The following is a 21,598-nucleotide window of genomic DNA, read 5'->3' on the forward strand; positions in this document are numbered from 1 at the left end:
ACCGTATCGCTGCCGCCGCCGGTCGATAGCGTGAGGTTGCCCGCCATGGTCTCGATGTTGAACACGTCGGCGCCGGTACCGCTGCTGATGGCGGTGATCGAACCGTCGCCGTGGGTGCTTTCGATAGTGAACACATTGCTGTCCGCTGCATTACCAAGCTCGATTTCCAGGATTTCCAGCGTGCGGTAGGTGATGCTGCCGCCAACGCCCATCAGCGCGCCGGCGGCCATGAGCGGAGCCGGGGTACCGATCACGCCATTGGTGATCCGGTCACTGGTCAGCGTTCCCTGGTTCGGGGCACCGTCACCGCCATCGTCCAGCATCAGCAGATCGCTGTCGCCGGAACCCTGCCCATTCACGGTCAGCAGCGCATTTATTGCGTTCAGGGTACCGCCAACATTGGTATCAGGCAGGCCCAGACCGCCCAGCGCTGCGTTGCTGCCGACAAAGATCGCATCGTTGCCGGCGCCGGTATTGAAGGTGGTGCGAGCGTGCAGCGTGCGCACCGCCAGGCGGTCGTCGCCGCCCAGGCTGTTGATCTCGACGTTCTCCACATGCTGATGGGTGATCGTCAGTCCGTTCGACAATGCGGTTTGCCCGATGCGGATGTCGAGCGCCTGGATGGTAGCGATGGCGTTGCCGTCGGTACCGGTGGCCGTCAGCAAGTAACGGTCGGAGGCATCGGAACCGGTCACCACCAGTCGGTCGCTGCTGTCATTGGCCACCGAGCGGATGTCGATGATGGCCCTGCTGTCGAAGGGAACGGTCACCAGCGTGTGCTCGGGGAACAGACCGTCATTGGCGGCGTTGTCCAGGGTCGCCTGGCCGCGCCAGTCGATCACCGAGAACTTCGTGCCGCCGACCTGGATGCTGCGGTCGAGATCGTTGACTACGAATGTATTGTTGCCCGCGCCGCCGGTTATCTCCGCCTTCTCGAAAATGTGCTTCAGGTTTTCCAGTGTTGCACTGGCGGCAAAGCGGTCGCCGGTGTCGATGAGTTCGTTGGCTGCATTCTTGCCGACCTCGAAATTCGCGCTGCCGATGCTGTTCAGCAGGTTGCCTATGACCAGCTTGTCGTTGTACAAACCGACGTCCGCACCGGCGGTCTCGACGCGGGCGCCGAGGTTCTCGATCAGCGTGTCGATTTCATTTTCGTCGGCTTCGTCGATGCGGCCGTCGCCGTCATCGTCGACACCGTTGCTGGCGCTTGGGCTGTCATCGAAGAACTCGTCGAGTCCAAGGTCACCTGTGACCTTGTCGCTGCCCTTGCCGCTGTCGATCACGTCATTGAAACGCGAACCCTTGAGCGTGTCGTCGCCGAAGCCTCCGATGATGCGCAAAGCGGCGAGGTCGGCAGTGAGCGCGGCGGCGGTCACGGTGTCCGCGCCGCCGCGAGTCGAAATCACCAGCGCGTCACCCTCGGTCCGGATGCTGTCGGACACGACGATCTTAGGCAGCCCGGCCAGTTGTACGCGGATGCCGGTGAAGCCCTTGTCGGCGGCATCGGTGTCGGACAGCGTCACATTGTCGCCGTTTCCGTCATGACCAAGGACGGTGACGACATCGGCGGCACGGTCGTCGGAGATCGCAAACCTCGGCTGCTCGATCGGCTGGCCGCTCTCCGGATCATTGACGAACTCGGTGCCGGTGCGCACCACGCTCTTGCCGGCAGACAGCACGATGAAGCCTAGGCCCGAATTCGACATGTAGTCGATCGTGATCTTGTCCGCGCCGGCACGGGCATCGAGCCGAAGGTCCTCGAAATTCTTTCCGGTGATCGAACCTGCCAGCGCACCGGCCTTGAAGTTCGCGACCTTGAAACTGTTGCTTCCGAGCGAGGTGACCATGAAATCATCCGCGCCCGAGGTACCGACGATCTCGAGGATATCGGTGTCCGCGCCGCCGTCCACCGAGCCAAGCGCGACATCCGCGTAGTCCCAATGGATCAGGTCATTGCCATTCTCACCGAACATCTGGTCGGCGCCGCCGCGACCGTCGATGTCGTCGTCGCCGTCGCCGCCGCGGATCAGGTCGGCTGCCACGCCGCCGTAGATCTTGTCGCTGCCCGCGCCGCCGTCGATTTCGGCCCGGCCCTTGCCGTTGTGGATGATGTAGTCCATGCCGTCGCCGCCATACAGGAAGGCCGCGTTGCTGGCATCACCGGTCGCCATGTAGTCGTCGCCGCTATCGCCATACAGCCATGCGGTGCCGGTGCCTTCATAGATGAAGACATCGTTGCCGTCCCCGCCATGGAACTCGACATCGGAAGTCACCCCATCCTTGACGTAGATGTGGTCGTCACCGCCACCACCAAAGGCCACCAGCTTCTTGACGCCCTTGAAAATCGTCTCGCGCCCGCTGAACACTACGCGCAGCGTCTCGCCACTTGCATCCGCGCCGAGGTGCTCGATCGTGTAAAGCTCGTTGCCTTCGCCCTGGGCGAGGCCGCGGATGCCATTGCGGTCACCCATGTTGAGGTACAGCACGCCATTGGCATTCGCCGGATTCCAGATGCGCGCGTCACCGGTCGGGTTGCCGGCGAGGTAAACCTTCTTCGGCAATTCGATGTAGCCGATGGTGAAGCTCATCGAGACGCTGATCCTGACGAATAGTATCTTCACCGAGGCATGCGCACTCGCCACCAGCGGTACCCTGCCCTCGCCGGACGCCGTGATGCTGGCGCCGATGTCGACACCGGCGAAGGTGATGCCGAAGGCCCGCAGGCTCGCGCCACCGGAGAATTCGACGAGGAAGAAGTACTCTGTCAGGCCTGGCGTTCCGGCCACCTCCCGCTCGCCGAAGGCGACGCGGAAATGCAGGTTGGCGACAAGACCAAAGCTGCGGGTGCCAAGGACGAGTTCGCCGTCGAGGGAAATATCGAAATAGCCCTTGTAGTTGAAGCTACCGGTTGCCTGCACCGTCATCAGGCCGAAGAAATCCATTCGGGCGTTGAAGGCAACCCGCCACGAACCGACCCCTTCATAGCCGACTTCCAGCACGAATCCGGCCTGGAACTTCAGGACTTCAAGGAACTTCACCTCACCATTCAGCGCGATCAGGAAGCTGCCGGCCTGCATGGTCACGCCCGATAGCGTCCGCGCTGCACCCGAGGTATTCAATTGCAGCTTGCCCGAGGCCTTGATCTTGATCACCTCGAACATGTTGGCGTCGATGCTGACGTCGAGCAGCAGCGCCAGACCGGGCTTGCCGTCGGTATAGATCGCCGCGCCACCCCTCGCTGCCACCGTGATCGGACCGAGCGCGATCGCAATATCGAACTCAATGGAGAAGACATCGCGCTGCAGCGTGATCGTGACGCTGCCGGATGCCGAGGCAAAGCCGAGGAAGGTCACCGTGCCGTTGATGTTGAGCTTGAAGCCGGCCTTGACGGTGACCTGCGTTCCGTCCGCCTTGGTCAGTATCTTCTGCTGCAGCGGCCCGATGTAGAGCTCGAGCGTGGCGCCCGCATCGAAGGACAGGCCGATGTCGCCGCCGAAGCCCGCCTGCAGGCTGATGCCGGCGTAGGCCGCGAAGCCATCGGCGTCGAGGCGGAACACGGCATCGATGTCGAATTGGCCGATACCCAGCAGTTTCATCTTGGCCTGCGCCCTGATATCGATCGAGAACGGGTTCGGGCTGAAACTGAACTCGAAGCGACCGCTCATCTCGACCGCACTGCCGATCTTGAGCATGCCCTGCAGCACCAGGCGGATTCCCGGATCGATCGTGATGTCGCCGAAGACGAAGAAGCCGGTATCCGGATCGGTCGCGAGAATGTCCGGCTGGGATCCGGAGTAGTTCGAGTTTTGCTCGCGGTTGGTCTGGAAGCTGGTGATCGTTTTCGCCGAAGAATAGGAGTTGAACTCGAGCAGGAACTGGCCGCTGATGTCGATGATTCCAAGGAGCGGCCCGCTGGTCGTGCGCGCGAGTTGCACCCGGCCCATGATGCCGGGGCCTTCGCCGTCAAGGTTAGTGTAGAACTGAAGATCGAGGCTGCCTGAGAGCGCGCCGAGGAACTCGATGTTCACGCTCACCGCGCCGGCGATGCGCACGTAGGCATTGAGGTTGACGTCGGTGGCCGCCGTGAAGGAGATGAAGCCGGTCAGCGTGATCGTATCGAACAGCTTGATGCTGCCCTGGATGTTGGCGGAAATGTAGAACTCGGGCGGCACGCCCTCGCGCTTGCTGCCGTCGATCTCCGGCGCAGCGGCGTAAACCGTCACCGTGGTGGGTGCGTCGTCCGGCAGCAGGTCGAGGAAGCTTTGCGGGATTTCAAATACCTGCTCGCGCAGCGTGGTGTTGAGTGACACCTTCACCGAACCGCGCAATTCGAAGATCCCGTCCAGCGCCGAGGTCTGCCCGCTACCCTCCGGGCCATCCGGCGTCGGGCCGAGGCTCAGTTCGAGGTTGAGCATCATCGCGATGCCTGGCAGGCCCGGACTGGTAAAGTTCGCGTCGAGGATGATCAGGCCGACCGCCTTGCCGTTGAGTCCCAGCACCGGTATCTCGGCTTCAGCCTGGACGAAGATCTCGAAGCGGTCGGGCGTGATGCGCAGGAAGAAGCCGCCGAACAAGCGCACCGCATCGTCGGCGTTCTCGTCCGGCGAGCCGTTTTCCTTGATCTTCAGCGAGCCGACGATCTCTATCGAGAAGGACAGTGCAGGCAGTTCGAAGGTCTGGCCCTCGGCCAGGAGGTCGAACTTGTTGTCCCTGGTATCGAACTCGAGGAAGTAGGTCGGGCCGAACTTGGTTGCATCCGCCGCGTCGCGGGTAATGATCTTGTATTGCTGGCCGCGGATGATGGTCTGCACCTTGGCGCCGGCGAGGTCTATCGTCTTCGTCTTGTTGTCAACCTTGTCCTTGTACTGGATACCGTCGGTGCCGCGGTCGAAATCGACGACACCCAAAGCGGTGGCCAAGTCGGCAGTCCAGGTCGTCGGCAGGGTTACCTCGCCCAGAACGGAGGTCGACAGGCCGCTGAGGCCGATGGTGGAGGTCAGGTTCTTCTGGATGACGTCGCCGGGGATGCCCTCGAGGGAGATGGTTTCGGTCTTCGGCGTCGGGGTCGTGTTGATCTGCAGCATCGCGCTGCCTTCGACGAAGATCCCGTAGTTCTTCAGGAAGTCGAGGTTGGCCTGGATCTTGGCGACACCCCAGAGTTCGGGCAGGCCCGAAACGGTGCCGCCAGCCTGCAGCACGAAGCGCGCTGCCGCCGAACCGATGTTGCCCAGCTTGATGATCTTGATCGTGCCGTTGGCGTCGAGGGTGAAACGAGCGACGGTGCCACCGTTCGCCAGAACGAATACGCCGATCTCGAGTGTCACGCCACCGCGAATGTCGATGATCGGTTCGTCGGTGAAGCCCAGGCCCTGCAGCTTGATGCCGCCGGAGATCTCGATGAAGAAGACCTTGCCGACCGCCTGTCCGCCCTGCCCATTGTCGTGCTTGAGGGTGGTGATGACCTGGAAGCCCTGCTCGGCATCCTGCCCCGGGTTGCCATCCTTGTCGGACCAGTTCGCGCCGGTAAAGGTAACCGCCACCGAACCCTCGACGAAACCACGGCTGACATAGTAGCGATAGACCGTTTCGTCATCCTCGTCGACAATGCCGTCGCCGTCGTTGTCGATCCCGTCGGTGCTGCTGGCAAGCAGCGTCGGCGCTCCCGCCAGCAGGACAACACCGCTCGTACCACCCAGGCCGGTGCCGGACAACGTGAATTCACGCGCCGCATCTTCGAAGCTGGCGCTGTCGAGCGCGATGCCGCCGGCAGTGGTATAGCGTACGTCGATCCAGGTGCTGTTGGTCGCGGCGGCAACGACGACATCCGGCAGCGACCCCGCTTCGTTCGGGGTGGCGGCATTTGCGGCGTCGAGATAGTCGAAGCTGCCCGCGATCAGTGTCAGTTCGAGAGTGCCGGTCCTGAGGCTTCCGGTGTACCAGTAGCGGAACTTCGCACCGGTGTCGCCGATACGGACCGGCGCCTGGCTGTTGTCGAGCGCGAACGTACCGTCGTCCGGATCGAAAACGACGCTGAATTCCGGATCAAGATCGGCGATGCTCGCCAGGTCGATGCCGTCGGCGCCCGCCGGCAAGGGAATTGCGAGGAAGTCGACATCGAAGTAGCCACGGTTGTTGAGCAGGTCGGCGTCGGTACTCGATCCGAGAACCGGGTCGGCCAGGGACGCGGTAAGCATGACCACCGTGAATTTCTCGCTCGAAGCCAGATTGCCGACGGCACCGGCTACGTCGGCGATTCCTCCGGTGCCATCGGCATCGACCCGGTCGGGAACATCCACCGCCACGGAGAACACGGAATTGGCGAGGAAGGTCACCGTGACCTCGCCACCCGCGAAGTCCCCGGAGAGGAAGTAGCGGAACGTGTTGCTGCTGGTCAGGCGCAGCACCGGCAGATCGACGTCGGCGAACGACACTCCCGTGCCCGCGCCGCCGAGGGCGAATTCGGCACCGGCATCGGTGATCGATTCCTCGTCGAGTACGAAACCTGTGGTCGGCTGGAAACGGATGTCGATGTAGCTGACATTGGCCGTGGCCGGAGCGGCAACGGCCATGGAATCGGTCGCCGCGCTCACGCTGCCGTCGGTGAAGCCGATCTTGCCGCTGAGCAGCGTAAGGGTGACCGCGCCGCTGACATGTTTGCCGAGCGTGAAATAGCGGAAGGTATAGGTGTTGCCGGATTGGTTGATCAGGACCGGCGCCTGGGTCCCGTCAAGCCGGATCGAATGTCCGGGAGCGGGATCGATGCCGAATTCGGCATCGAGGTCATAGATGCTGTCGAGGTCGAGTACCTTGCCTGCGGGGAAGCCGAAGGTGACATCGAGGAAGCCGCGATCGTTCAGCGACGCCATGCCGATCAGACCGCCATCGGCGGGGCCGGTGACGCTGACGGTGGTGCCCTGCACGGTGAATTTCTGCGTCGTGGCACGGTTCCCCATGCCACTGGAGTCGGCCACGGCGTCGGCCTTGACGAGCACCTCCACCATGCCGTCGCCGCTGACCTGGAACTTGCTCGCGTCGACGTAGTAGCGGTAGACACCGTCGCCGAGAGCAGTCGCGTCCCGACCACCCATCGCAAGCGGATCGACCGTGCTCATGTCGATCGGATTGATGGGCGGGGGTGGCCCGTTGATACCGGGGCCGCTCAATTCGATTTCCGTATGGTCGGGGATGTCGGTAATCGTGTAGGCGCCGCCGCCCGTCAGCTTGACCGAAGGTGTCAGTGCGATGTCGATGTAGCTCGTGCTGGCGGCGGCCAGGAGCGACGCGTCGACTGTCGGGCTGGCGGCGGGGGCCTCTACCCATACGGCACTGACACCTGCCGCGGATTCCCCGATGAAGGACCAGGATTCGTCGACGTAGTTCAGGGTCACGCTTTGCGTGCCGTCGGCGGCGAAGTTCCCCGCCACGCGGAAGCGATAGGTATTGGTTTCGCCGATGCGCTGCGGCGCGATTCCCGCTACCAGAGCGATCGTGCCGGTGCCGTTCTTCGCGGCGTTCTGGCCGGTGTAGGGAGCCAGAGAGAACTCATCCCCGGAGTCGGTGATCGAGGCCGGGTCGATCCGGAAGCCGGCGGGAACGTTGTCGAAATTGACCGTGAGCCACTGGGAGTTGGTGAGATTGACGCTGCTTGCCGTCGGCGTCGGATGATTGTCGGCCTTGAGCGACCAGCTTCCCTCGACAAGCTCGATAGTTACCGTGTCGTCAGCGCCGACTTCTGACGACGCCGCAAAGGTTCCGGAGATCCAGTAGCGGAAGGTGTAGTTGTTGTCGGGGGTGGTATCGAGGCGGACCGGCGCCTGACCACTGTCGAGCTTGACCGTGCCCAATCCGGGACCGCTCAGGGTGAATTCCGCGGCGAGATCCGTGATCGACGCGACATCGAGCTGAAAGTCGGTCACAGTGACCGTCCAGGTGATGTCGATGAAGCCGCGCCCGAGCAGCGCGCCGATGTCGATCTTGCCGCCGGCTGCCGGGGATACGAGTTGTACTGTCGGGCCGTCGATGGAGAACTTGCGCGTCGCCACATCCAGCACGGACTTGTTGCCGGACGAATCGCGCCAGCCGGCTTCACCGGAATGCGCCGCAAATTCGACTTCGATGTTGCCGGGTTCGAAGTCCCCCGAGGTGACCGTATAGCGGAACTGGGTGATGCCTTCGTTGGCCAGGTGGGTATACCAGTCGTTGTCGCTCATGCTGCCCTGCAGGACCTCGACATAGCTCGCGGATCCGTCCTCGGCGATGACGATGGCGATCGGCACCGGGTCGCCGTCCACCGTGATGCCACCCGCAGTGAAGGAGAACTCCTGACCGCCATCGAGAATCGATGCGTAATCGAGCGCCGCACCCGGCGTCGCCTTGTAGGTAATGTCGATGAATGCGCCTTGCGCGTTCGCGACATGGACGTCGACCGCCGGCCGACTGGCATTGAATGGCCCTGTCACCTCGGCCCTGGGGTCCACCAGTTCGAAGGAGAAATTCTTGTTGGCGTCGCTGGCTGCGCCGGAGGAATCCTGCCAGGCATTGGCCACCTTCAGCGTATAGACGCCGGCCTTGAAATTCTGGATGCCCGGGGTAGCAGCCTCTGTCGGGTTGAAGAACAACCGCAGCTTGCCCTCGCCCAGGGATATCCAGGCCTTCTTGCCGGCGCCATCGCTGACCTTGGAAATCGGATCGACGGAGTCCTTCCTGAACAGCGCCGCGCCGCTGGTGGCGAAACTCTGCATGGTCGCGTCGTCGATTTCGCCGGTGGCGGATGAAACCAGCCGGACATCGATATAGGGAACCATGAACACCGGGATGGTGGCGACAGTGCTGGCCGACTCGGCCTGCCAGACGTTGTCCGCATCCTGGTAGGCGCCGCCGGCGTAAAACGCCTCCGTTCCGTTGGATGATGTATAGGACCAGGTTTCCTTCAGCCAAATGATGCTAATCGGGCCCGTAGCTGTCGCGTCGCCGTTCACCCAGAACCAGAACTTGCCGTCCACCAGCACCGGTGCCTGAGTAGCGTCGAGCGTAACGGGGCTTCCAGGCGTCAGCTTGAACTCCGGTGCGAGGTCGGTCACGGTATCGACATTGAGCGCAGCGCCTGTCATGCCAGCAGGAATGTCGACCACCAGATAGCCGCGACCGGTGAGAGAACCGGTGCCCATCACGCCACCCTCGTTCGGGCCGATCAACCGCGCGTAAGGCTTGCCGGTCTTGGGATCCACCACGGTAAAGGTGGCCTCCTGACCGGTATTCGGGTTGCGGAAGCCCATCTTCAGGCGACCGTCGATGGTCAGCAGTTGAACCTGATCCGGGATATCGGCAAGGAACAGCACAGTTGCCTCGCCGGAGGCAATCTTGGAAAGATCCGCATAGAGCCGGGCGGAGATGCTCAGGTTGTCGGCTGCAAAATTGAGCTTGCCGATGATCAGTATCTTGCCATCGGTGCTGAAACGCAGGATGACCTCGCCGTTGAAGGTTTCCTTCGAAGCGTAGATCGTGAAAAGTTTTGCGCCGCCGGTGATCAGCATCGGTGAAGTAAACGCGGCAAGGAAGCCGCCCAGCGAGGGATTGGCCTGGATCGCGCGGTACTGAGTAACCACCTGCTGCTTGACACCAGCGAGCCACTGCTCGGCAGATTGCGCCGTCGGCAACTGGAAATTCGGCCCGCGGAGTTCCTCGGGCTTGTCGATCGACGGCAGGGTCTTGAAGAATTCGACGCCGGCCGAAAAGTCGTTGATGGCCAACCCGGTGTTGGGCTCGAGGACGATGCCGCCAGGTACCGAAGCAAATATGTACACACCCAGAGGGCCAAGTTCGGAAACGGCGAACTTGATACCGAAGCCGCCAACGCCCGCCATGGCAAAGCCACCCTCGACGCCGACGAAGAACACCCGCTTCTCGACTGGTGTCGTGGTGTCGAAGGTATCGATGATCGAGCCCGTGGCGTCAAGCTTGATGATGCCGCCGATCAGGCCGGCGGTGATCTCGCCGCCAAACAGGTTGCCCTTGAGCGAAACACCGATCGACGCGATGTCGATGATCGGGAACTGCCCGGCGAGCAGTTTGCCCACGTCGATCTTGACGCCCTCGATCGCCCCCGAGAACTCTATCCCCGCCATGCCCTGTATGCCGGTGACCGAAGCCGACAGGGTCAGGACGAAGTCGGCAGGATCGTTCTGGATGTCGGCCCAGGTGATGCCGATTTCGGTGATCTTGATCGGCAGCCAGCTTGGCCACTTGAAGCTCTCGCCCGTCGCGGCGCCAACGCTGATGAATACGCCGAAGCCGGGCTTGGTGACGAAGGTGCCATCGCCGAGGAAGGCGAAATTGCGGCCTTCGCCGCCGAGCACCAGCGAGCCGATCGTCACTTCCGCACCGACGGAGCGGAAGCTCACCATTTCCTCATTGGCGGCGGCCGACGTATCGATCAGCAGGTCGGTGGCAGTAAGGGTGAGTATTGGACCCAGCGTGATGCGCAAGGTGTCGGCGTGGAAGATCAGGCCCTTGACCTTGCCGTTTTCGAACTCGAGCGAGACTCGAACGGCCTCGGTATCCGGGACTCCCGGGGCAATGGGTGGCTCGGCCGAGAGTCGATCACTGATGATCGCGGAAACCGGCTTGCCGGGCAGGAACCGGGCACCGCCCGAGGCGAAGAAGATGGTGCCGCTGAAGTCGACTGCTTGTCCGAAGGTCACCTTGAAGTTGGTCACGCCCACGCGCAGGTCGTCGAACTCGAGAATTCCGGCAATTCCGATCTTTCCGGTAGCGCCGGAGGTCTGCGACATGGCATTCGGCCCCGTCGCACCCGGCTTGTAAATGAGTTGCGCCTCGCCGATGTCAAAGCCGTCGGTATAGACCACGAGACCTGGACTGCCATCGTTGGGATTGATCTGCCCCATGATGCCGAAGGCCGGGAAGGTGATCGATGCCTGCTGCACCACCAGAAGTCGCTGGCGCGCGCCGCCGTTTTCGGCGGGATCGTAGTTCGGATCCCAATTGAATATGATCCCGCTGCCGGTAACCTTCAGTGCATTGGGAATCTCGATGGCGAGTCCGGCGATCTGGATGCCGAACTTGCCGGGCACGCTGAAGGCCTCGAGCAGGTTGCCGCCGCCGGTTACGGCTTTCAGCGCCTTCTGGATATCGACCGCAATGTCGAAGGTACCGAGCAATCCGGTCAATTCGGCCTTGATGCCGCTGCTGGATTGGCTCTGGCCTCCGCCAAAGCTGAGCTTGGCCACATCGACACCGATGGCCACCGTGAGAATCAGCTTGCCATCCTTGAATTGGGTCTTCGCCAGCGTCAGCGACGGCCCCTGCAAGGACAGCGGGCCGAGTGCGATGGCGTTGGATCCCGCAGCCGCCGTTTGCAGCGAAGCCGAAATGGTAAAGACTTCGTCCGTACGGATGTTGCTTACCGCACTCTCGCCCGTTCCCACCCGCCAGCTTCCGGCAACGATCTGGACGCTGACGTCGCCGGCAACGAAGGTGTCTTTCGGATTGACACCCACGCGCGGCGTCAGCAGATACCGGTAGGTGTTTCCGGAGACATTCTGCACGGTCGCCATTACAGTGCCGTCGGCGTTCCTGGCGAGGTTTGCCGCACCTGCACCGCTGATCCTGAGTTCATTGCCGTCGATGCTCGCTGCGTCGATGGCGGCACCCGTCGGGCTGAAGAAAATCACATCGATGTAGCGCTGGGCGTTCAGCGTCTGCAGGCTCGAGGTCGCGCCGTTAGTCGGGCTTGCCAGCGTGGCATAGGGTTGTAATGTGGGCGCGGCGGTAGCCGGCGCCGGTGTGTAAAGGGTGAAGCGTTCGACCTCGGCCGCGCCATTGGCGCCGCGCGCATCGGACCAGGTTGCATTGACGAAAGTCACGGTCACCGTGACGCCGGTAGTCGATACCGCGGCCTTGAAGGCATCCGTCATCAGGATCGGATACAGGAAGGTTCGGTCGTTGGTGGAATCGACGGACTTGACCACAGCTGCGTTATCGACCGTCAGCCCGGCTATCGCCGTGCCATCGGCTCGCGTTACCGAAACAAGGAATTCCGCGGCGGTGTCAAGGATGGATGCATCGTTCAGGCCCACGCGGTTCGGATCCTGGTAGGTGACTGCGAGATAGGTTAGATCGTTGATGCTGACGATCGCGGTGGATGCCGGGTTGGCGAGGTCGGCCGTCGGCGCGCGCAGCGACGAGGCCGGCGCGGCGATGGTTGCGCCCTGGCCGAAGATGGAATAGCCGCTGACGCGGATGTCCTCAAGCTGGAATCCTTCGGGACCGCCGAAATGGAAGCGCGCGGCGCCCGAAATGCCGAACGCCTCCTGCAGTCCACCCGACTGGTTCGGGATCGAAATGGCGACGGACGCCTGTGGCATATCGACGTTGATCCGTCCGGTCGGCGTCCGAATGAAGGACACGGCGCCGGAAACGGTGAAGATGCCGGCCGCGCTGATGGTCAGCGCGGTGTCCGGATCAATGTCGCCTGCTTCGTTGAAGCCGGCCGAAAACTCCTCGATCTTCGCCGCCGAGTTGAACCTGACCCGGATCGCAGCCTGCTCGCCAGCCTCGTCAATGAGACCGTCGGCATCGTCGTCCTCGCCATTCAGGTGAACCGGGACGGCAGCGAGCGGATCCGACGGCAGCATGATCGACTTGTCGAGCGCCTGTCCGGAGTTGTTGAGCCGCACCGTGATAGAACCGCTGATCGTGAGGCCATCCACGCCGACGAAACTTGCTTCACCGTAGGCATACACCGCATAACGCGCCGGGGTTGTCGGACTGGCGCCCGGCGCCGCGGCCCACTTGATGAGACCAAGGCTGGCGTTGGTGACCAACAGGCCGACCGCATCCGGGTTGAATTCGCCCGCATCATCACGCAGCGTCTGGCCGGTCGGAATCGAACCGAGGAATATCTCGACGTTGCGCGCGCCGTAAAGCGTCATGTCCCCGTCGGTCTGGATCGTAAAGTCGCCTGTCAGTTCGAAGAAAGGCGGTACCGAAATGGTCGCATTGAGGATTGCGAAGCGGACGACATTTCCCTCTGCCGCCGTAAACTTGATGGCGATATTGGTGTTGCCGACGGAAATGGTCTGATTCACTGCCTTGCCGGTAGTGTTGATTTGTAGCAGCACATCGCCGCCGAGCGTTGGCAAACCAGGATCCCCGGTAGAAAGATCCACCGTAACCCGCATCTGGCCGGCAATGCCGTCCTGTCCGAAGATGAAGCCGCCCTGCCCGTCGAACAGACCGACCCCAAGCACGCTGACGGTCACATCCGAGGCGGCGATGCGGATGGCCTTGGGCGCCGGCAACGGGCCACCGGCATCCGGATCGGTCAGCGAAACCTGTTCGAAGCTGAAGTTGCCGCTAAGGACGAAGGGATCGGAAACCGCGGCATCGTCGAAGGTGACCCGAAGGTCGATGAATCCGGTCAGGCGCAGGGATGGCCCCTTTGGCACGGAGAGGACTCTTGTGTTGCCTAGGCTGTCGATGACGAAAGTCTCATTGACCGCGGTGTTCGTGGTGTTGATCTGGACCGCGATGTCGCCACTGATCTCAAGGTTGGCGCCATCGCCATCGACAAGCAAGCTGTAATCATTGAGCTCGATGCTCGCCGCCATGCCCTGCTGGGTAATCAGGAAGAATCCGGAAAGGCCGCTCAGCTCGAAGACGGGATCCGCTGGATCGCCGAGTGCGAAGGACAGGTTGGTCATGGCGATCTTGATCACCGATGACCCGTTCGGGCGGAAGGACTGTTCGAAGGAGATGAAACTGGAGAGGGTGATATCCGCGGTGTCGTCGGTGTCGAAGTCGAGTCCGATGGTGACGTTACCGGAGGCAGCGATGATACGGGTAGACATGTCTAGGGTGACTGAATCTGTGCCACCGATGCCGAAGGTGAATCCGTCGCTGCCGAAGCTGGATCCTGCGGCACTGAAGTTGATTACCGGCGGCGGAGCCGTCGTTGTCGGACCGCCGGTATTCGGAACGCTCGCACCATTGACTGCCACCTGCAGGCCACCCGCACCCAGGATCACGCCTGGCACGCCAACCAGATCGATACCATTCGCACTCGCGCGCAGCGCGTAGTAACTGGACCTGTCGGCAATGGCTACGGGCTTGAACAAGGCAAGTCCGAAATCGAGGTCCGTTATGGCCAGGCCGATCGCGCCGTTTGCCTCTGGATCATCGTTCAGGTCGAACAGCCCATCGGCGTTGCTGTCCGGGTCGCCGGTGCCGATAAAGGCATTGACATCGCTTGCGCCCACGGTAAGGACGCTGACCGTCTTGCTGGTGCCGTCGGCGAGCACCACCGTCTTCGGCGCATCGCTCTTGACGAATTCAAAGTTGCCGCTGACATACACAAAGTTGTCGATGATGATGGTGACCGCGCCGAACGCCCGGATCACGTTCTCGGTGAAGTCCAGCTTCAGCGACGGAGCCGGGAGGTCACCAGCACCGTCAGGATCGAGGCCGATCTGGACGTCGAGGCCTCCGTTCGCCGCAAAAGACTGGCTGTTTGCGAGATCCAGCGCTTGCGGCGCGCCAAGGTTGTTCTTGCCACCGTTGATTTCAATGCCAAGGACATCCGCCCGGATCGTGATGCCGTCGATGCCGATCACTTCCGCTCCGCCGCTGGCCTTGACCGCGTAGTAGCTGCTCTTGTCGGCTGCCGTATTGACGGGCTTGAAGAGCGCCAGCGCAAAGTCGAGGTTGCGCAGCACGAAGCCCATTGCGCCATCGTCCAGCGGCGTATCGCCCTCGTCGATGATTCCGTCATTGTTCGAATCCACAAAATATGGGCCGCCTACACCGACGAATGCATTGACGTCGCTGGCACCGATGGTCATCACGTTGACCTGCTTGGTGCTTGTGCTTCCCGCGATCTTGACCGTCTGCGGCGTTCCGCCCTGGCTGAAGGAGAACTGTCCCGAGAGGTGCAGGAAATCGGCGATGGAAATCGTGATGTACCCAGCTACCCTGAGCAGGTTGTTCTCGGCGAAGTTGACAATCACGAACTGGTCCGCGGCCGGACCGGTGGGCGCCTTCAGACCAGCGGCGCTGCCCCAGGCGTCCGGATTCGATGTAGCGCTCGCGAGAAAGTCGATCGATGGCGTGAGGGCCGCCGGATTCGCCTTGTCGGAACCCTTGTTGATAGAAATCTGGACGCGGCCGCCGATTTCGACGCCATCCACGCCGATCAGGCTGGCACTGCCGCTGCCCGAAAGCGCGAAGTAACTCTTGGTACTGGGTGGCGCGCTGACGGCCACGACCGGCTTGGCAAGCACGATTGCGAGGTCGTCAATCCCGACCACGACGCCGATCGCGTTCTGGGCAAGTGTCGCATCGTCGTCAACCCGGTCGTCGTTGTCGCTGTCGGCATCGCCAATCCCGACAAATGCACGGAGATCGCTCGCGCCAAGAGTCAATACCGACATCTTGGTCGTCGTTGCGCTACCGACCGTCTTGACGAACAGCTCCTTGCGCTGCAGCGCAACGCTGCCGCTGACATAGACGAAACTCTCGATCGCGACCATTACCGAACCGGCAACCCGGAACTCGACCGAGTTATCCAGCAGCGCAAGCGCGCCCAAGCCAAGATTGAATCCATCTGCGGAGTTGGCAGCCAGCGCCTTCCAGTCCATTCGCGAACCGTTGCTCGCCGCAACGTTGTAGAAAAACTCAAGATCCTTGATCTTCAGCGTGAACGCGTCCGGCAACCCGGTAACGCCGAGGCTGTCGATGCTCGCCGCGACGCCTACCCATTTCTTGCCACCCGCGGCCAACGGTTCGCTGACTATCGCCAGGTCGAGGTTCGCATTGTTGACAAAGAAGCCGACCGCGCCCACCGCCTCGAGACCTTCTTCGAAGGTGCCGGGATTCGTCAGGTTCTGGTAGCCGGCCTTGTTGATGGCGCCATCGACTCCAACGAACAGGTAAGCGCCGCTCAATCGAATGGCAAGCACGTTGGCTCCCGGCACTCCGATCGGAATGTTGACGCCCTTGGTGTCATCGATGGCCATACCCGACTGCCGATCAATGCTGAATCCGGCAAGCACGATCACAAAGCTTGAGATATTCAGGTAGAGCTGGCCCGTAATGGAAAGGTCGGTGGCACGAGTAATAGCGGCAAGACTGGTCCCGTCGATACCGAAAGCGTCACCAGGCAGTGCGGCAAGGGCCGCCCAGTCCAGCTTGCTTGCATCGGCGGCCTTCCCGTTGTAGCGCAATGCGAGGTTGAGAATTTCCAGCTCGAACGCGTCAGGCAAGCCATGCACACCCATGCCGGCGACGTTCGCGGCGACCCCGATCCAGCTGCGCATTCCCGCCGCCTCCTTGACGATGATCAGGTCGACACTCGCTCCGGTGACGCTGAAACCGATGGCGTCGTCGGTATCGAGACCGGTGACATTGCCTTCCGCATCTTCGATAAAGCCACCGTTCACACCAACGAAGAAGTGGAGATTCGACAGTGACAGCCGCTGGCCCGCGGCATTGACCAGTGAGATGGCGCCATCGCTGCCGTTCAGACCGGAAAGCTGGTCATACTCGAACTCGCCCGCGGCGAGAACCGACCCGAGGATGTCGAGTTTCAGGGCGCCGCTGATGGAGAGGCCGGCGTCAAGATTGGAAAGGGCAATTGTTTGCGTACCAACCACGACCGGGTCTGCGCCGAAACTTGCTGCCGACGCTTGCAGGTCAATGGCGGTAGTCCAGTTCAGGCCAACGGGAACGGTTGCCGTCGACAGCGACGAGCCGCTCGACGCGAAGTCAAGCCGGATCGCCTCGATTTCGATGCCCTCGGGCAGGCCGACCAGTTCGGCGCCCCTGACGTTTGCAAGTATTACGGTATAGGTACGCGCCACGTCGACACTCTTTGTCGCATCGGGATTGGCCTTGATCGTCGCGAAGGTCAAGCGGCCGCTATCCACCTTGAACCCTGGGCCACCCGGAACGCCGACAAAGAAGCCGGGCAGGACGGGGGCGCCAGCGACTGAAGCCGGTTTGAGTGCGTCGTAGAGTGCGGCATCGGCGGCATTGATGAGTCCGTCGCCGTTTATATCTGCGGAGCGATCTAGTTCCAGGAACGCAAGCTCGAACGCCATCAACTGCGCATCGTTCAGGTCTGCGGAGTTGATCAGGCCATCGCCGTTGACATCCACATCCACGGTACGGATGGTCATCTCGAACGACGCAAATGCTTGAACGACGCCAAAGGCACTCAGGCCGAGCTTGCCGGAAATACCGGTGAATTCATCAACGAGAGCAATGGTCTGGCCACCGGCAACGACATCGTCGACCAGAGCCTCGCCAAACTGCCCGTCATCGTCCAGATCAAGCGCCGCCGTCCAGTCCAGCGCCGATGGCACTTGCGCCGTAGCAAGCAAGGGAATGGTTCCGGATGCACGATTGATATCCACCGAGATGTCGGCGGCGACGATAGTGATATCCGACGGCAGGCCGACGAAGCTCGCCTTGCCGAGTGAAGCCGTCGTTGCAATATAACTGCGATTGTCGCCGGCAATGGCGGTCGCGTTCGCCCTGATGATCGCCAATCCCAGTGATCCGTCGGTGACCGAGAATCCGATTGCTCCTGCCGTGATGGGCACACCGGAAGGATCGAGACTTGCTCCCACGCCCACAAAAAGATTCAGGTTCGACAGGCCGATCGTCAGCAAAGTCGCGTCCTGCAGGTCCTTCTCCGCAAGGGAGAACACACCGTTCGCGTTCTGGTCGACATTCACGGTGCGGCTCGAGAAGTCGAAATCGGCGCTACCGATGATGATTCCGAAAAGATCGAGGACGGCATTGCCTTCAATCGCCATCGCGACGTCCTTGGTCAGTGACGCGAAGGACGAAAAGTCGGGTAGCAGACCGTCCGCGTCGTTCGCGGTTGCCCAGTTGATACGCTCCGTCACGGCAATACCGGCGCTGTCGGTCGCGTTATTTACAAGGACCGTGCCGCTGATCTTGAGGACCAATCCTTCTATGCCGACCAGCGATGCGCTGCCAACGGTAATCGCCATGCCCATGAAACTGGTCTTGTCGGCAGGGTTGATCGTTGCCGGCCGCACCAGACCCATGGCAACGGTACCGCCGGAAATGCTGAAACCGATCGCGCCACCAAGGTCGATGGTGTCGTCAATCGGGGGCAACGTGCCATTGTCATTCAGCGCTGCACCCACTCCTGCGAAGAGGTTCAGGTTTGTGAGCGTGACACCCATGATCGCTGCGCCGTTAAGTGTCCCGGCGGTACCGATGTTGCTGTTCCAGGTCGTGACCGTACTTGTGCCCTGCGCCATGGTGAATTCTGCTGTGCCGACCACGAAGCCGAATATATCGAGCGACGCCTGACCGGCAATGCGCAAGTCGACTCCACTGGTCAGCCCTGAGCTAAAGCCGGGCAACAAGCTTCCGCTTGCTGCGGCCCAGTTGATCTTCTGTGCTCCAGGCGTACCGTCGGCTGCGGTCGCCTTGTTGACGGAAACAGTGCCACTGGCATTGAACTGCAAGCCCTCGATCCCGATGAGCGATGCGCCGACAAGCGTGACCTCAAGTCCGAGATAACTGGTCTTGTCGGTTGGCCCCAGTCCCGTCGGCCGCACGATCGCCAGATCCACGCTTCCTCCAACGATGCTGAACCCCAGCGCACCGGCCGTGTCGATGCCGTAGGCCGAGACGTCGGTCGGATCTGCCGGAATCGCAAGCCCGCCACCGACTCCTGCGAAAAGGTTCAGATTCGAAAGCGAAATAACCATCACCGAAGCGTTGCTGAGTGTGCCGCCGCCGAGCAACGGGTTGCCGGTGCCGATCGTCTGCGTTCCCTGAACGATGCTGAACGACGCGGTACCGACCACCGAACCAAACACGTCGAGCGCGGCACTGCCATCGATCTGCAACGCAACGGCATCGGTCAAGTTCGCGCTGAAGGCAGGAATCAGATTGCTCGGATCGTTGGCGAGGCTGGTGGCCTCGAACCAGTCGATGCGCTGGGATGAATCGAGCCCGGCTGCGTCGGTAGCCTTGTTTATCAGTACGGAACCGCTGGCGATAAAAGTCAGGCCATCGACCCCGAGCAGTTGCGCACCGACGAGTCCGATCTCGAAACCTGTATAGCTTGTCAGATCGCCTGCGGTCAGTCCGCCAGGCTTGACGATGGAAACCGCGACGCTGCCGCCATTGATCTCGAAACCGAGCGCACCGTTCGTAACCACCGAAGCGCTTGCTGACGCGCTGCTCAGACTGCCGCCAACGCCGGCAAAAGCATCGAGCCCACTCAAGGATATCGACATCAGAGACGCACCAGCAAGGGTTCCGAGCGCAACGTTTCCGCTGTTGATGTCGACCGTCGCCATGGTCATCTCAAAACCCGACACAGTGGCCACAAAGAAACCGAAGGCATTCACCGCCGCGCTGCCGCTCACCTGCAGTTCGATCGCGGCGATGATGTCCAGGTTGGTCAGCAGGAAGCTCGGGTCGTTGGCGTCGGCCGTGGCCAGCGTCCAGTTCATCCGCGCCGGCAGGTCCAGTCCCGTCACGCCGTCGGTCGCCGCGTTCAGCTTCAGCGTGCCGTCGGCGTACAGCTCGAGTCCGCTCACGCCAATCAGTTCGGCGTCGTCGATCGCCACCGAGACGCCCACATAGCTGTCGCCACGGTGGGCGACCACCGCGTCGTCCAGCGCACCCCTGGCCATCACCAGGCTCAGCGTCACCGCATTCACCGCAAAGCCGATCGTGCCGTTGTTGATCGCGTCGTGCGCCGCGTTCAGGCTGCCACCCTCCCCGGCAAACAGCGATGCCGTGCCGGTGAAGGACAGCACGTCCGCTCCGGTCAGCGTGGTCACGCCGTCGCTCACCGTCATCGTCGCCAGGTTCAGCTCGACGCCCGTCACGGTCGCCACCAGCGCGCCGTTGCCGATGTCCACCGCCGCGCTGCCGCTCACCTGCAGTTCGATCGCGGCGATGATGTCCAGGTTGGTCAGCAGGAAGCTCGGGTCGTTGGCGTCGGCCGTGGCCAGCGTCCAGTTCATCCGCGCCGGCAGGTCCAGTCCCGTCACGCCGTCGGTCGCCGCGTTCAGCTTCAGCGTGCCGTCGGCGTACAGCTCGAGTCCGCTCACGCCAATCAGTTCGGCGTCGTCGATCGCCACCGAGACGCCCACATAGCTGTCGCCACGGTGGGCGACCACCGCGTCGTCCAGCGCACCCCTGGCCATCACCAGGCTCAGCGTCACCGCATTCACCGCAAAGCCGATCGTGCCGTTGTTGATCGCGTCGTGCGCCGCGTTCAGGCTGCCACCCTCCCCGGCAAACAGCGATGCCGTGCCGGTGAAGGACAGCACGTCCGCTCCGGTCAGCGTGGTCACGCCGTCGCTCACCGTCATCGTCGCCAGGTTCAGCTCGACGCCCGTCACGGTCGCCACCAGCGCGCCGTTGCCGATGTCCACCGCCGCGCTGCCGCTCAGGTTCAAATACTGAGTCTTGTCGATCGCCATTGCCGGCAGCAATCCACTCGGGGCGGTCGTCGCGCTGTCCCAATCGATCCGCTCATCATCCACTCGGCTGGTCTGATTCAGCTTGAGCGTGCCCGAGGCGTAAAGTTCCAGCCCGGTGACTCCGGTCAGTCCGGCGTCCGACACGCTTGCCTGAATACCGTGAAAGCCCTCGGTTGCCGTTGTTACCGACGCCATGCTGAGCGACGCGCCGCTCGCAGCGAATCCGACGGCATTCGTGGTGATGATTCCATCGCCCGTTGCGTTCAACGCGGCGCCTGATCCTACAAAGAGGTTAGCCCCGGAGAACGTTATCTTCCGGACACTGACATTGGCGATCGTGCCAGCGGTTCCGAGGTTGGAGTTGCCGGTAAGCACGTCGCCCGTGGAATTGGTCCACGTGATGAAGGTGTCCGGGACGACGGCTACAAGCGCTCCATTGCCGACGTCAAGCCCGGTGCTCCCGCCCCGATCGTCGATGGTCCCGGTTACACCGCCTAGATCACCAACAATGAACGCATCGTTAGCGGTCTGCGCTCCGGTAAGGTTCTCCACCTGAGCGAAACTGATAGTTGCAAATCCAGCAACAGTCACTGTACCAGTGTTCAAGCCGGACAGATTCCATTTCACGTAGGCGTCGACATCAACAACGATCTGATCGGTAAAGCTCAGTAGCGATCCGATCAGCGAGGAGACATCGTTGTAGATGAGGTTTCCGCTGTCGGCCCCGGTGACCTCGACATCAAGCACGCCTGGATCATCGCCAAGGTTGGCAATGTCGTCGAAGATCCGGAAAGTGATCGGGCCGGCATCGGAGCTTCCATTCAGAACAGCTCCAGGATCCAGGGTCAGCGCACTGGCTACTGGTGTACCGCGAACCCCACCCGTCTCGGCAAGTTGGATGCGTCGCCCCACAGACAGGTCCGCATCCATAACCGCGAGGTCCGACTCGTGATCGAACCCGGCCACGTGACCAATCTCATGCACCAAAACGGTGAGCAAATCGATCCGGCCAAAAGCATCGCTGCCAGCATCGGCGATTAGCTGAGTATTGTTTAGGGTTACTTCGAATTCGGACGACTCGCCGGGCGTCGGGTCGA

Annotated in this window: 1 protein-coding gene (cut by a window edge); it reads right to left on the minus strand. The window is 61.9% G+C overall.

What is annotated here, in order from left to right; all coding sequences use genetic code 11:
- Window positions 1-21,467: the start of an FG-GAP-like repeat-containing protein gene (locus tag J0M27_RS00080; RefSeq protein WP_294986256.1), read on the minus strand. Its footprint begins 34,969 nt before the window's first position; only the first 21,467 of its 56,436 coding nucleotides appear in the window; it begins with the start codon at window positions 21,465-21,467; its stop codon lies beyond the left edge, outside the window.
- Window positions 21,468-21,598: the final 131 nt, after the last annotated feature.

The organism is Sulfuritalea sp. (assembly GCF_017302275.1).
Lineage (GTDB): Bacteria > Pseudomonadota > Gammaproteobacteria > Burkholderiales > Rhodocyclaceae > Sulfuritalea.